Source organism: Phreatobacter sp., assembly GCF_030691135.1.
Taxonomy (GTDB): domain Bacteria; phylum Pseudomonadota; class Alphaproteobacteria; order Rhizobiales; family Phreatobacteraceae; genus Phreatobacter.
In genome coordinates this window covers 1-12,912 of the sequence record NZ_JAUYFA010000014.1, presented here as the reverse complement: position 1 = coordinate 12,912, position 12,912 = coordinate 1, and the positions used below count along the sequence as shown (strand labels likewise).

Below are 12,912 nucleotides of genomic sequence, written 5' to 3'. Positions count from 1 at the left end.
TCAAGCGGACGGACACGGTCAGTTCAGCGATATCAGATCGGCCCTGTAGGTGACGATCCAGTGGGCGGGCCCTGCCGTCCGGCACAGCGGCATTTCACTGCGTTCAACCAGCGCGAACTTGCCCTCCCTGGTCCAGCCCCAGCTTTCCGACACGCCGCAATCCCGCGTCGCCGCAAGAAACCGCATAGCGCGGATCAGCCCGCCATTCGGAAGCGCCTCGGCGTTCAGAAGGATCGCGCCATCCGGCCGGTTGTCGTCGCCGCCATTGTGCCACCGATGAAGCGAGGGCCGCGCTCCGGTCCTCGGGACCAGATACCACGCCGACATCTCATTGACGCCGTCAGCAACGCACGGGCTTCGCAGAAGCATCGCCGAACCGCGCAAGGGAAACGCCTGCACTGGCGCCTCGGGCTGCGGGAGCCTGCAGCGCGGCGTGGCCGGCAGGGACCTCTGCGTAAAGTCGGCATGAACGGGTTCGCCGAAGGCAGTCGCCTCGACCGCGTCCGCATCAGGCGGTTGGGGATGCCAGTAGTCGGCCAGGACGCTGTCTGGCTTCTTGACGAGCGCCCCGGGCGTGTCGCTCAATTCCTGCCGGTCGTCGAAGTAACGAAGGGCCGCGTCGAGCCCCTGCGTCACAAGCCGCAAATTGCGCTTCTCGCCGATGTCCAGCGTGATCGCCGCACCCGAGCGCAGGGCGTGCAGGGCGCGCCGCGCATCCTTGATCCTGAACCGTAATGCGCTGTCGCCGTCGATCTCCGCCGTGAGGACGTCAGACCCCTTGGCGACCTCGGACCTTTCTGGCTGGACGACAAGCCGCGCCCGTACCCCCGCGCGCGCGCCGGCCGCCGCCGGGCCGGGATCGACGATCCATATCTCCGGCGTCGCGTCCCTGAGGGGATGGTGCCTGATCCTGACGAAGGGTATTCCGGGCTGCGCCACGGCCTTGGACGGTTCGGCGAAGGCGATCGCCGTGCAAACCCTGGTGTTGTCGCAGCCGGCGACCCAGCTCCGGAACTGGCGGGTCTGCGCAGATGCGGGCGAAGTGATGGACAGGGCGAAGCCGATGCCGAACAGGGCCATGGAGCACAGTTTGGAGCTGCGTGTCACGTTCTCTCCTCCCAGAACTGGTCCAGGTCTCCGGCGATGACGCCGACGGTGTCCTGGCATTCAAAGCCGGTGCAGTGGTTCTTCACGCATGGATGCGGGTCGACGATCAGGCTGCGGATCTGCTCCCCCCAGCCATAAGGCGCTTCCGGAAGCGGAGCGTCCGCGGCGTCGCACACGCGGACACCTATAAGCGCCATGCGGCGCTGGGTCTTGCCGGGCGGCGTCCGGATCATCCGGTGAACCCCGTTCTCGCGGCTGGCAAGCATGTCCGGGTCCGCGCCGTCGATCCGTAACTTGGCCCGGTCGATGCCCCCGCGCTCCACAAGCTTGCGCGGGAAAACAACTTGGAAGTGAAGGTGATGATTGTAAGCCCATAGTCTGTACATGTTCAGCATCATGTCCACGAAGGCGTGGCCCTCGTCTGCTCCGGCCAGCGCGACGATGTCGATGTAGCAACTGACGGGCTGATCAGCTGCGTCATCAAACATGGGCAATCCTCGCGTCAGGCGGGGCAAACCAGCGGCATGCGCTGTCGCTGGTCAGCAGAAATCCTGTGAAACCGAGCGCAAAAAGCATTGGCGCGATCATTGCCGGCGCCAGATTCAGCGCCGTAAGGAGGGGAAGGCCGCCGGGCATCGCGCGCATGGGAACGAGCATGGTCGCGACGCTTGCCGAGATCGCCCAAAGTAGAGCGAGAACCGATAGGATGGGCGGCCCCCAGGAGGCACGCATGAAGAATGCGATGATGAAAATCAGTCCCACAATGAAAAGCAAGTCTCTCGGAATGAAGAATACTTCAGAAATGTTTGAATCAATTGTGAGCAGGGTCAGCAAATCAAAAGGCGACAGCATCCCCCAGCTATAAATAATCACAAGCGCTCCAGCGACCGGGATTGTGATCAGGCCGATGCAAAGCACGACCATTGCCGAGAGGATCACGCCTGGGCCGGTCTGGCGCAAATCTGACCCTGTCTCGTCCATCTTCTGACCAGTATCTGCATTGTCACTCATCACTCACCGTTCATGTCGATCAACCTGAAATGGCCGCGCGGAACAAGATCAGCGATTGAGTCTGTTCCCCGCCCATCAAGCCCCTGAAAGTCCAGCATCAGAGCGGTTTCGTGCGGGCGGAGGCTTGCCGATACGGATAGCGATGAGCCAAGGGAGGAGCGCCAAGACGAGCCCCGCCGCGATACCGACGTAGTAGCTACTCCCGTCAAAATCGGCGATGTCAGAGATCAGTCTGGGGCCATCTCCGCTGAACCGCGTATCGACAACGGTCAACACGTCACCGACATTCGTCCTGTCATGGAGCGCTCTCGATACAAACATCACATCGCCAAATTCCGAATCTGCTAGGGTGTTTCCTGAAAACGCCGGTGCCGTCGGTAGATCTAATCCACCAATTTTGGAGAGGTAATCGGTGTACCTCACCGTGGATTTGGGCACAAAACGCACATGCAACACATGCAAATCTGTTGTTGTCATCCTGCCCGTGCCTGTGCGGGACCTGCCCGAATGACTGATGCTGCCTTCATGGACCATTTTGTCGAGTTGCTTGCCGGTGACGAGCGCGCGCGAAACAACGCCTTCCTTTTTAGTAACGAGACACCACCGATTGTTCATCCTGCATCCGCATGAAGCAGATAAGGGCAAATATCAGTGCAAGTACAGACAGGCATTTGAAGGCCATGCTGAACCAAGGCCTTGCGTCAATATTCAGTGTCAAATGCAAGCCCTCACCGGTCCTGTGCGAAGAACCGAAGCTCGATCGCCCTTCTGTCAGTTGTGTCGGCCAGGCACTGCGCCCCGAGCCATCGCGCCATTAAGCCGCCAGCGTAGTGAAGCTGGAAGTAGCCGCACTTTCGGTCGCTGTAGGTGATCCACGTGCGCTGGATTTGCTGCAGCTCGTCGCCAAGCGCGCCTTTCGGCCTTTCCCGGAAGTAACGGTTCAGCATCACATCCCAGGCGCGGTATTCGTCGGGATAGCAACGCTCCATGCTGATCGTCGTCTGGTTCTCGGAATGATTGAGGCAGGCGTGGCTGAACCTGCCGATGCAGTCGTAGCCATGGGTCAGCAACGGTGTCTTCCCGGCGATGCACGATTCGATGCCCTCGACAAACCCGACCCAGCCAGGCTCCTCCTCATCCCGCTGCAGCGCCAGCGCAGGCCACAGCGATCCAAGCAACAGCAGCAACGCCAGTCCGCATCGGTTCGGCATCATGTCGGGCTGCCTCAGCAAGGGGGACGGAAGGCTTCGGCGGCCGGGGCAAGGCCCGAAGTCGCAGGCATTATGACATCGCGGGTGAATGTCCGCGGCGAGTATCCGGTCACGAGGCCGGCGCAAGTCAGGCTCCGGCGCTCTTCGGCCAGTTCGAAGGCTTCCCCGTTCCAGCCCCAGAGCCTCTGGATGATGCAGGCTTTGCCCGGAGCCGGCACGACCGGCTCGCGCCACATCTCACGCACCTGCCCAGTCCCCGCATCAAACTGCGGGAATGTCAGCAGGCCCTGCTGTCCGCTCGGCCGCTCCGGCTGGTTGCCCGGAAAGGCGACAGGGGCCGCGGCGCCGTTCTCCTGCTGGATGACGAAGAAAGACCTGGGCATGCCTTCACGGGAGTCGCACGGGGTCACCCAGAGGATGCGATCTGGCCGTCGCTGGTCTCCGAGCAAGCGGTAACCGGTTGTCGCGTCAAGCCCGGGGGCGCCGCACGTCGCGTGCCGCAGGCGCAGCGCGGCTGCGGACGGCTGATGGGGCGCGGCGAGCACTGCAAGCGGCGCCGTGACCAGGGCCTCCGGGCGGTTCTCTGCGAGGACGGACGACGCGGGCCTTGAGCCCTTTTCGCGCAGCGCCGTGACCGTACCGGCGCGCTCCTGGGCCCGGTCGATCACCGCCAGCGCGCGATCGATGCCATGAAGCGACAAGTGTTCGACGACAGCGCCTTCCGGCCCGATGACGTGCAACCGGCTGGCGTCGCCGATGCTTGTGAGGAAGCCGGCCACCGCACGTGCAGGGACTTCCCAATGCTCGGCTCCTCGGTGCAGCATCGGAATGTCGGACTGCGAGAAATTGGCGCCGAACACGCGCAGCGACCTCGCCTCCCGGGATGCAGCCGGATGCATGACCGGTCGGTTGCGCAGTGTGACGAAGACCTGCGCCGTGGCATGTGGTCCGGCCCTGCGGTTGATGCAGACCCGTGACATGCCGAAGGGCGAGGGCTGCGCCACTCGCAGTTGGGTCAGTTGCGACGCATTCACGAGGGAGCAGGCTGCAGTATTCTCGCAGGACACGACCCACTCACCGCTTTCCTCAAGCGTGAATGACGACGCCGGGCTGCCTCCCAACGCCAATGTGGCTCCGAGTAGAAGCAGACGGGCGCGGGAGCGAATGTCACGCCGGCGATCAGGCCGACACGGCAGGTTGATCAGCATGCGGACCTCCGGACGCCGGCTGCGCTGTGGGGTCCGGACATATGCACCCGCAGCCACTGGGAATGGCCCGCGCCGAAACAGACCGGCATGAACACCTCGGACACGAGCACGAAGCGCCCGCCATTCCAGGCCCAGCGGCGGCGGATGCCGCAATCGCCGGTGCCGCGCGTCTTGTGATAATCTTCTATGGTGCCCAGCTCAGGCTGGACGAGCAGATTGCTGAAATCCGGTCCGATTCCGTCGTGATCGACGATCGACGACAGGACGAGGGTTGAAAGCCTCCCGTTGCCTGCTCCCGTCATTGCAAGCACCTTCTGATTGGATCCGCTGGGGCGGCAGGGCATCGTCCAGAGCTGACGGTCCGGCGATAGCCTGAACATCTCGACACGCGGCCCGCCGCCCAGTTCGTCATTGCAATGTTGCCGATGCAGTGCGGTCGCCCGCTTGGTGTCGCCGCGCTCCAGCCGCGTAAAGGGCCTCGGCGCGAAGTTCGGGAGCGGCCGGGCATTTGTCCTGCTCCCCTGCGCAAAGGCCAAAGCCTGCCGCAGTCCGTCCAGTGAGACGCGGCCGAGGACCGGGCCAACCGCCGATTCTCGCACCAGCATGACGTCCGCCGACTGCAAATCCGTGATCAGTGCCGGGAGGCTACGGGCGTCGATCTGGTAGCGGCCGTCATCGCCGAGACGGGCAACGAGATGCGCCCCAACCGGGTCCTCAGAGTCGCCCCTCGCAGGCTCAAGCAGAATCTCGCGCCGGACCGGTTCGACACCCGGGCCTTGGCCATGGCCCCGGCCTTCGTCGATCTGGACCGAGAGCTCCATGTCCGGCCTGTCAGCGGCGCCAAGCCAAAGGCAGGTCCATGGCGACGCCGCATCGGGGTTTGCGGCGAAGGCTCCACGCCGCGATGACAGGTTGGCGACGCCGCATCCACCGCTGTTGTCACAGAAGGCCGTCCAGCTCCCCAGCTCGATCAACCGTGCTGGATGGCCCACGTTTCGCGACAACACCGGCGTCGCGCCCATCATGGCGAGCATCGCGCAGACGATGACTCCGCCAGCATCACACCGGCTCGCCCATGGTCGCCTTTGGTTCATGGTCATCCCTCCACGGTCCGCCCACCTGCCGAAGCCTGCTTCCGCAGCTTGCGCAAACCGAGCAGAAAACCGATGACCAGCAGAACCGAACCGCCGATCACCAGTGCGATGCCGTCAACATAGTACTGGCGGAACGAAAGCTTCCGGCGTTCCATCGTGTTCTCGAATGTCAGCACCTCGCGGTTGCCGCTGCGCAGCACATACACATCCTGCTCCGAGTCGAATTCCGCCCTGACTGGCCGACCGATCAGTGAGCGGACGTCAGGTTCGGCCATTTCGATGGTCGGGACCCGCAGCTTGAGATCGGCCGCTCCAGCAACAGGCTTCAGCGTCATCTCAAAATAGGAGTTCGTCGAACCGGTGCGCCGGCTTCTCCGCGTGACACGCGATGCCTCGCTGATGGTGCCCTCAACCGTTTGCAGGCTGGCGCGGGTCGGCGGCCCGGTGATCACGCTGTAGCCGAACATGCCGAACCCGACGACGAGCCCCAGCGCGCCAAGCCATACGATGAGCGAGTTGCTCGCGATCTTGATGAGATTGTCCATGTGATAGCCTTTTGCGCCTGTCTTCACGGTGGACCTCTCTTCGGATTTTTCGGCCTCAGCGAGCGACACCAGATCATGTCATCGGACCAGAGTTCATCGCCCCGATCCGAAACCATCTTCATTCGAAGCCACCTGCCGCCATCAGTGAGGGTAAGCGTCTGCGTCGTGCGGAGCATGACTGGAGGCTGGTTGATCTGATGCGACCTGCAGATCAAACGCAGCGTCCACTGCGGCCACCGACCGCTCATGCTCTGCACGGCGCAGGCGTAACCGGGATAGTCGTCGAACACTGCGGGATGGCTTGTCCGTGACTTGCTGTAGACATGCAGTCGATCGTCTGGCGCGGTGCATGGCATGCGCTTGCCGGCCCAGACACCCGAATAGGTTCGCCGGACTTGGGCGTCGCCGTCAGCAAGGAGCGGCATCGGCAGTATGACCCCCATCGCGAGGAGAATGACCTGCAGGCGGTTCATTCAGCGGCACGCGCAGCTTTGACCTTCGCCACGCCAGTTCCTCTGGGCAAAGCTCCGCGCATCGCCGACATGCCTGAAGGAGCCGAGCGTGCACATCGACGAGGAGATGTGGGATCGACCGACATCCGCCGGAGGGCGGCTTTCGATCCGGATCTTGCTGTGGATGCAGTAGACCCAGTAATCGGCCAGAGCCGGGCCTGGTAACAGAACCATCGCGGCACCAAGGCAGGACGCCAACAGCGCGAGGCGGCTTCGTTTAGGCTTCAGTTGTTCCGATTGTGAAATGCAATTCATGTCACGCCCCTCCGGAATACGATTCAGCCATACGTGCGGGTGACGCTTCGTGATGTGCGCTATCGCACTTGTGTTGCAGGGCTGCCGTGATCGCCCGTCCTGTAATGGCAGCAACGCCGTTGCGGTCGCGGATGATCGCTCGGATCAGGCATGGAGCAGGCGCGAAGTCGTATGACAGGTTTGGCTGAAGCTATCGGGCAGGCGCTCAAATGCATGGGCTACCGGCCTACGTCAGCAGCAGAAGACAGTGCCGGGCCATTGTTGTCGCAGGATCGCGCCGAACAGCGCCATGTCCGGCTTGATAAGACCTTCTACAACTTCGCCTTCGTTTCCCGGACCGGCGGTGCATAGGAGTTGGATGGCTTCCGTGAACGCGAGGAACTCCGTGCCTGGGGCCATGACATCAACCTGGCGCGCCATGCCAACCAAACGGCAACGTTCAACGAACTGCGCTTCGTGATCAGTCGGGGACACGCCGTCCTCGCGGCGATGCTGGCGCGGCTGGGATAACAGGCGACATCCGGGAGCCATGTCCATCTCGATGACCGCCGCGAGGTTCTATCCCCGAGAGCAGACTTTGCCGGTGAGATCTTTCCCTGCCTCGGGCATGAGCTTGCGCCCGGTGCGACCTCCGCGTTCGGCCTTTACGTGCGGCGATCCGGCTTCTAAACGACGGTCGTTCCGGAAGGCGCGGCGTCCAGTCACTCAACGCGCGGCAACCGTTTCGTTTTTTGGCGGCTACCTGACGCGCATCATCACGCGGCGCAGGATCATGACGTTCACGGATCCCGTGACGGAGCCGTCCTCAGCGGCGGCGATCGTTGACGCTACGTTGGCGATCACCTACGGCGACGCGTAGGTCCTGATCCAGCAAGTCGGCTCAAGGCCGGCGCAGGCCGGCATGTCGCGGCGCTCCAGCAGGAACCAGCCGCGACCGTCCCATCCCCAGGCCCGCTGCACGCCGCAATCGGTTCGTCCCTCCGGCCCGTGCCGCGCGCGCAGGACACCGAAATCGAAGTCGAACACGCTGTCCGGCAAGCTATCCTTGCCGGCGTCGATGAGATCGCCGTGGCTATCCGGCAGCTTGAGCGGCGTAGCCAAGGCGAAACGCGGGGCCGACTGGAACCAGTGCGTGGATGAGCCTTCAGGGCCATTGCAGGTGACCGCCCACAACAAGGCATCCCCAGGTGGCAACATGAACTGCCGGTGACCACTGAGACGGCGTCCCTCGGGGCAGATGACATCCAGCAACTGGACTGCGGGATAGGCTGGAGACACGACTTCATGCGCCGGACGAAGGCGCTCGCGTCGTGTCGCCGCAACTGGCGCGTTGCGCATGGCTTCGGCCCGTCTTTGGGTCAGCCATGACCAGGCGCGCGGGAAGCCCTCGCTCCGTGGCGCCACGACATCCGATTGGGAGACCCGAAGCTCCTTCGCTTCGGCGAGCGCCACAACCCAGTCCATGGCCTTGCCGTTCGTAAATGACAACCTATCGCCTGGGAGCTTGGCACCCGAGGATCCATCTGTGCCAGCGAAGCTCAGCACGACGGGTTGCTGAGTGCCCGCCTGTCCTGTCGGGTCAGCCGGAAGGCGCCAGATATCGATGCGCGTCTCGCCTATCGGCGACATGTCACTCGTGATGCGGATCGCGAGGCGTTGACGATTCGGCATGGCCGCATCCGCCAGCGTGGCGTTTGCGGTCCCGACCATCGTGCAAACGGCCTTGTTGTCGCAACCGGACACCCAGTCGCCGGACTGGCGCACGGGTAACGGGAACGACTCCGCGACAGCCAGGCGTGAGGGAGGCAGAAACAGGCAACCCACGGCCAGCAGTACTGAGGTTCGCCCGAGCACCATCAGCATGGGCGGAATCCGCATGCGCCCGGTCATCAAGGCTCGCATGGAACAGTATGGCCCTTCTCCCGTGAGAAGCACATCAGCACCGGCTCCGGATCGCTGGGCCTGCGGCAATAAAAGACTTCTTCTGTCCGGGCTGGTTGGCCGAGAACAGGTTCTCTCTCGATCATCATCCGGTAGCCATCGTCCATCATCCGGATGGTCTGACGCACCTCGAACATCCTCGGCGCGCGATGTTCGGGATCGAAATGTCGACAGGCCAGGCGCAGCTTCCACAAAGGACGTCGTCCTTCGACTGACATAATGCGGCAGAAGTGGCTTGGCTCCGTCCCCTCGCGACGCGGGAATTCCGCGCTCCTGCGCCCGTAGACGATATTGAAGTCGTTCGCCCACCTGCAATGCCCGGTATCTCCGACCCAGACGCCGCGAAAATCCCTTGGCTCCAGGGCCGGCCCGTCAGCTCGGACAGGGCCGTGCAGAGGCATGAGCAACGCGATTCCGGCAAGCGTTGCCAGCAGCGGTTTCAGGGGCGAACGGTGCCGTTTTTTGCAGTATTCCATCATCATGATTGTTCCGGGCCAAATTCAGGCAGCAATTGTTGGGGCAATCGGGAGCCTCCAGAAGGAACGAAAACATCACTGCCCCGGTCGCCATCTCCGCCGAGCGATTTGCGCAGCCCGAGAACCGCGGATGTCAGGAGGTCCGCATAGCGTTCACGATGGCCGTGGTCAGCCGGGCCAAAGGCGACCGCATCCGCGCAGGCGATGGCAGCGCTCGAGGCGGCGCTTGTCAGGAACGCAGCGTGAGAGAAAGCGAGAACCGGCAAGGGAATGGCGCGCGCTCGTTGTTTACATCCATTCAACATGGCCGCCTCGATGATGGTGGTTCGCCGCGCACGGGCGTGACGGACACCCGGAGCCATTGCCCATGGCCGGCACCGAAACAGTTCGGCATCGTGTGCTCCGACACGAGAGAGAAACGCACGCCGTCCCAGACCCATGCGCGGCGCGTTCCACAGTCGTTCGCGCCGCGGGTCTTGAAGAGGTCTTCGAGCCGCCCGCGCGCGGGGTCTAGCGCGAGGTTCGTGAAGCCGGGGCCGACCATATCGTCGTCTACGACCGAGGGGAGTTGCAGTTCCCTGGTCGACCCATCGCCCGCCTCGATCGCGACCAATGTGAGCGGATTGTAGGCTGAGCGCCGGCAACCTGCCGTCCAGAGGTAGGAGCCATCGAAGAGACGGTACGACCGCGCGGACGCTGGCTCCCATGGAGCGCCGGAACACCAGGTGCTATGGAGCGCCGCCAAGCTCGCCGGCGCACGACGCTCGACCGGTTGGAACGAACGCGGCACGATCTCGTGGACAGGCGGCGCAACAGCGCGCCGAAGCTCCGCGTAGCCCAGGGCTCGACGAAACCCTGCGAGCGAAACCCGACCGAGAACCGGGCCGCCGTCGGGCTCGCGCAGGTCGAGACGAGATTCGGCGCCGAGCCGTCGGGCGACATGTGGCACATCCGCGCCCGTGATCTCATGGCGGTCGTCGTCGCCCGTTCGCGCGGTTCCAAGAAGGCTTGGGCCAACCTCGAGGATGATCGCGGGCGGCGCGGCCGGCGTTCGACCAGGCGGTTCAAGAATGATGGAAAGCCTCGCATCTGCATCGCCTTCCGCGCCAAGCCACGCGCATACCCAGGCCTGGGTTTGGTCTGGATCGCTCGCGCCAGGCTCGCGCCGCATCGACACGTTGGCGAGCCCGCATCCGCCCGTGTTGTCACAGAACGCCGTCCAGGATCCGAACGACATGAGTGGCGGTGGATGTCCCGAGCTTTGCGCCAGGGCCGGGAAGGACACCACGCTCGCCATGGCGAGCCCAAGCGCGAGCGCGGCGCGGCGCGCGCCGCGGCCGATCACCGGACTCTCGGCTTGGTAGACACTCATGACGTGTTGCTTCGACGACCGGCTCACGGCACTCAACGACAGGAACAGGGGCGACCGGGCTGCATGCCGTTGTTTCGTGCGAAATTCTCCGCATCGGACCGATAGCTGAAGCGACGGATGGTGCAGTAACTCGTACCGAACAGAATTTTTAGCTGGTTTTCGTCTCGATATTCGACCTCATACTTCCCATATTTGCAGTTCAGGGCGTTTGCGTTTGCTGATGAAGCTGTCATGAATGTCATCACCACGACGGCAGCCATGGCTGAAAGGCACGTGCGTGAACTGATAGACACCTTGTCTTTCTCCTGCAGATCACGGTCAGCTTTGCAACGCGGCGTGGCCGCTTGGCTCGTTAGACGCCCGATTCCGCGCCGACCGGGCAGCGTGGCCCAGTGGCGCGGAGTTCGGACACCGGACAGGGGGCGCTATCCGGATGAGACTTCATGACGAGGGAGGATTTCGCGCGATGTGTGCTATCGCACTGGCCTGCGGCCGGTTCTGTGGACGCGCAGTTAAGCCAGTCCCACCGTCCGGTCCCACTGATTATCGGTCAGATCGGTCGGGAAGCGCTTCGCGCGCCGCTTAAGGCTCGCCATCCGGCTGCGTGCTTCATCGGTCCACATCCCGATCTTGAATCTCGCCAGCAGCGATCGCGAAACCCTTTCTCAAACGGGTTTTAAGTCCGGATCAGATCGCACGGTCGGCCAACGTCTCGTATTGACCGAGCGTGAGAAGCTTGTGATCGCCCCAACCATGCGGCCTTCAACGCCTGCGAAGCCGTGATGTCCGCGCGCCTGACAGGGGTCGCCTTCGTCGCGCCCTCCATCGATCCAAGCGACACGCACGCGGGGACCACCCCAAGCTGCGAATGCTGGTACCAGTTCAGGCAGCGTCAAGCGACAGCCGTCACGGCGGTGATGCACGATGGGTGTTGGCGGCAAAGACCCTGCGAAGCCAATATTTCTTTGCAGATGGTCCAGCATGCCTGCGGTGACCACCAATGCATCGGCAGAGACGGCACCGTGCATCCGGGTCGCGGCGCGGCTCGTGCCGACGACGATCACGGGCTGAGCAACCCTTCGCATAGCGGCCACAGCCGCCGAGGGGCTACCTTCAGAAGACAACGCCAAAGTGGCATAGCCTGCAGCTACAAACTGACGACGAGTGCGGATCAGAGAGTTGCCTGTGAGCCTTGTGATGAACCCGCCGGCCGATATTCCCAATTGCCCGTCGCCTCCAGCCATCAAGATAATGGGCCCGCGAGGCCGTGAACTCGGGCGCCCTAGAACGGCTGTCTGACCGAGTTCTAGCATAAATTCGCCCGCGAACGCCGGGAGCGGAAATAAGAATAAGCATAGGAACGCAGCATTACTCCTAATAATATTGAAAATCATGTCGAATTTTACTGATTTTGCCTTTAGAGAAGACGGCAAAGCGCTAACGAACGGCTAAGAACTGGTTTTCTATCGGTTTCGGTAGCAATGCATGCTCACACCGTCCAAGATGTGCGCCAGCACACAAAGGCGGGACGCGCATCCGTACCCCACGCCATGAAAGATGAATGCTCCAGCGCAGGCCCGAGGATTGTGCGGTGGAGCACGTAGCGATGTGGTTCATTGTGCTTGTGTCGAAGCCCTGCTGATCGCAGCCCATCCGGTCAGTTTCGCCCTCATGGAGTTTCAATATGATCTTCGGTTCGCAGGTTCGCCCCGCTGCCCTCGCGACGGCAGCACTCCTCACCCTGATGGCTGTCTCGCCCGCAAGCGCCTATGCCGTCATATGCAAGAGCGGGCGCTACGAAATCGACTCGCGAGACGAGGCCCAGTTGAGGATTGCCTTCGGCACAAGTTACTGCACGATCCGGCGGTTCAGCTACCGCTCGGATGCCGAAAATTTCTCGCGGAACAACAACATGCGTCCAGGCGCTTCATGCTCATGCCGATAAAAGCGGTCTCCACACCATGATGTTGCGGGACAGCCAGTGGGGTCCAGGAGCGAGACTGGGCTGTTCGCTCCTCACTCCACTTCCTGCATCTTCTGGGCGATCCGCTGACGGATCGCGTCCGGATCGGGAAGGATGAGCCCTCCCCGCGTCTTCTGCATCAGACCGTCTTGCTCCATGGCGCGCAGCTCACGGGTGATCTGCTCGCGTCTACACCCGATGCGGGCAGCCAGCACGT

Annotated in this window: 13 protein-coding genes; all 13 read right to left on the bottom strand. The window is 62.9% G+C overall.

Annotated elements, in window-relative coordinates; genetic code table 11:
* Nucleotides 1-18 precede the first annotated feature (18 nt).
* On the bottom strand, nucleotides 19-1,107 hold the full coding sequence (locus Q8O26_RS02470; RefSeq protein ID WP_305573134.1) for a DUF1176 domain-containing protein: 1,089 nt from the start codon (nucleotides 1,105-1,107) through the stop codon (nucleotides 19-21).
* Nucleotides 1,104-1,595 carry a PCRF domain-containing protein gene (locus Q8O26_RS02465; RefSeq protein ID WP_305573132.1) on the bottom strand — a complete coding sequence of 164 codons (492 nt, stop codon included), beginning with the start codon at nucleotides 1,593-1,595 and terminating at the stop codon, nucleotides 1,104-1,106. Before Q8O26_RS02465 ends, Q8O26_RS02470 begins: the two co-directional genes overlap by 4 nt.
* Nucleotides 1,588-2,118, bottom strand: coding sequence for a hypothetical protein (locus tag Q8O26_RS02460; protein ID WP_305573130.1), 531 nt, complete (start codon nucleotides 2,116-2,118; stop codon nucleotides 1,588-1,590). The genes Q8O26_RS02465 and Q8O26_RS02460 overlap by 8 nt, the downstream gene beginning before the upstream one ends.
* A 75-nt stretch (nucleotides 2,119-2,193) precedes the next feature.
* Complete coding sequence (locus tag Q8O26_RS02455) at nucleotides 2,194-2,733, bottom strand: hypothetical protein (RefSeq protein ID WP_305573128.1); 540 nt, start codon at nucleotides 2,731-2,733, stop codon at nucleotides 2,194-2,196.
* A gap of 113 nt (nucleotides 2,734-2,846) precedes the next feature.
* On the bottom strand, nucleotides 2,847-3,332 hold the full coding sequence (locus Q8O26_RS02450; protein WP_305573127.1) for a lysozyme inhibitor LprI family protein: 486 nt from the start codon (nucleotides 3,330-3,332) through the stop codon (nucleotides 2,847-2,849).
* 11 nt (nucleotides 3,333-3,343) lie between these two features.
* Complete coding sequence (locus Q8O26_RS02445) at nucleotides 3,344-4,537, bottom strand: DUF1176 domain-containing protein (RefSeq protein ID WP_305573125.1); 1,194 nt, start codon at nucleotides 4,535-4,537, stop codon at nucleotides 3,344-3,346.
* Nucleotides 4,531-5,637 carry a DUF1176 domain-containing protein gene (locus tag Q8O26_RS02440; protein WP_305573123.1) on the bottom strand — a complete coding sequence of 369 codons (1,107 nt, stop codon included), beginning with the start codon at nucleotides 5,635-5,637 and terminating at the stop codon, nucleotides 4,531-4,533. Before Q8O26_RS02440 ends, Q8O26_RS02445 begins: the two co-directional genes overlap by 7 nt.
* Nucleotides 5,634-6,245 (bottom strand): hypothetical protein, encoded by a 612-nt coding sequence (locus tag Q8O26_RS02435; protein WP_305573121.1) that lies wholly within the window; start codon nucleotides 6,243-6,245, stop codon nucleotides 5,634-5,636. Before Q8O26_RS02435 ends, Q8O26_RS02440 begins: the two co-directional genes overlap by 4 nt.
* Before the next feature lie 929 nt (nucleotides 6,246-7,174).
* Entirely contained in the window at nucleotides 7,175-7,480 is a 306-nt protein-coding gene (locus Q8O26_RS02430; protein WP_305573119.1) for a hypothetical protein, read from the bottom strand.
* Between the two features lie 306 nt (nucleotides 7,481-7,786).
* Nucleotides 7,787-8,806 (bottom strand): DUF1176 domain-containing protein, encoded by a 1,020-nt coding sequence (locus Q8O26_RS02425; RefSeq protein ID WP_305573117.1) that lies wholly within the window; start codon nucleotides 8,804-8,806, stop codon nucleotides 7,787-7,789.
* Between the two features lie 26 nt (nucleotides 8,807-8,832).
* Entirely contained in the window at nucleotides 8,833-9,366 is a 534-nt protein-coding gene (locus tag Q8O26_RS02420; RefSeq protein WP_305573116.1) for a hypothetical protein, read from the bottom strand.
* Between the two features lie 292 nt (nucleotides 9,367-9,658).
* Nucleotides 9,659-10,732, bottom strand: coding sequence for a DUF1176 domain-containing protein (locus Q8O26_RS02415; RefSeq protein WP_305573114.1), 1,074 nt, complete (start codon nucleotides 10,730-10,732; stop codon nucleotides 9,659-9,661).
* A gap of 2,016 nt (nucleotides 10,733-12,748) precedes the next feature.
* Nucleotides 12,749-12,910 carry a helix-turn-helix domain-containing protein gene (locus Q8O26_RS02410; RefSeq protein WP_305573203.1) on the bottom strand — a complete coding sequence of 54 codons (162 nt, stop codon included), beginning with the start codon at nucleotides 12,908-12,910 and terminating at the stop codon, nucleotides 12,749-12,751.
* Between the last annotated feature and the right edge of the window lie 2 nt (nucleotides 12,911-12,912).

Excerpts from the sequence above, each read along its gene's own strand:
- Q8O26_RS02465 (WP_305573132.1), bottom strand. The coding sequence starts at position 1,595 with ATGTTTGATGACGCAGCTGATCAGCCCGTCAGTTGCTACATCGACATC.
- Q8O26_RS02460 (WP_305573130.1), bottom strand. The coding sequence starts at position 2,118 with ATGAGTGACAATGCAGATACTGGTCAGAAGATGGACGAGACAGGGTCA.
- Q8O26_RS02455 (WP_305573128.1), bottom strand. The coding sequence starts at position 2,733 with ATGAACAATCGGTGGTGTCTCGTTACTAAAAAGGAAGGCGTTGTTTCG.
- Q8O26_RS02450 (WP_305573127.1), bottom strand. The coding sequence starts at position 3,332 with ATGATGCCGAACCGATGCGGACTGGCGTTGCTGCTGTTGCTTGGATCG.
- Q8O26_RS02445 (WP_305573125.1), bottom strand. The coding sequence starts at position 4,537 with ATGCTGATCAACCTGCCGTGTCGGCCTGATCGCCGGCGTGACATTCGC.
- Q8O26_RS02440 (WP_305573123.1), bottom strand. The coding sequence starts at position 5,637 with ATGACCATGAACCAAAGGCGACCATGGGCGAGCCGGTGTGATGCTGGC.
- Q8O26_RS02430 (WP_305573119.1), bottom strand. The coding sequence starts at position 7,480 with ATGGACATGGCTCCCGGATGTCGCCTGTTATCCCAGCCGCGCCAGCAT.
- Q8O26_RS02425 (WP_305573117.1), bottom strand. The coding sequence starts at position 8,806 with ATGCTGATGGTGCTCGGGCGAACCTCAGTACTGCTGGCCGTGGGTTGC.
- Q8O26_RS02420 (WP_305573116.1), bottom strand. The coding sequence starts at position 9,366 with ATGATGATGGAATACTGCAAAAAACGGCACCGTTCGCCCCTGAAACCG.
- Q8O26_RS02415 (WP_305573114.1), bottom strand. The coding sequence starts at position 10,732 with ATGAGTGTCTACCAAGCCGAGAGTCCGGTGATCGGCCGCGGCGCGCGC.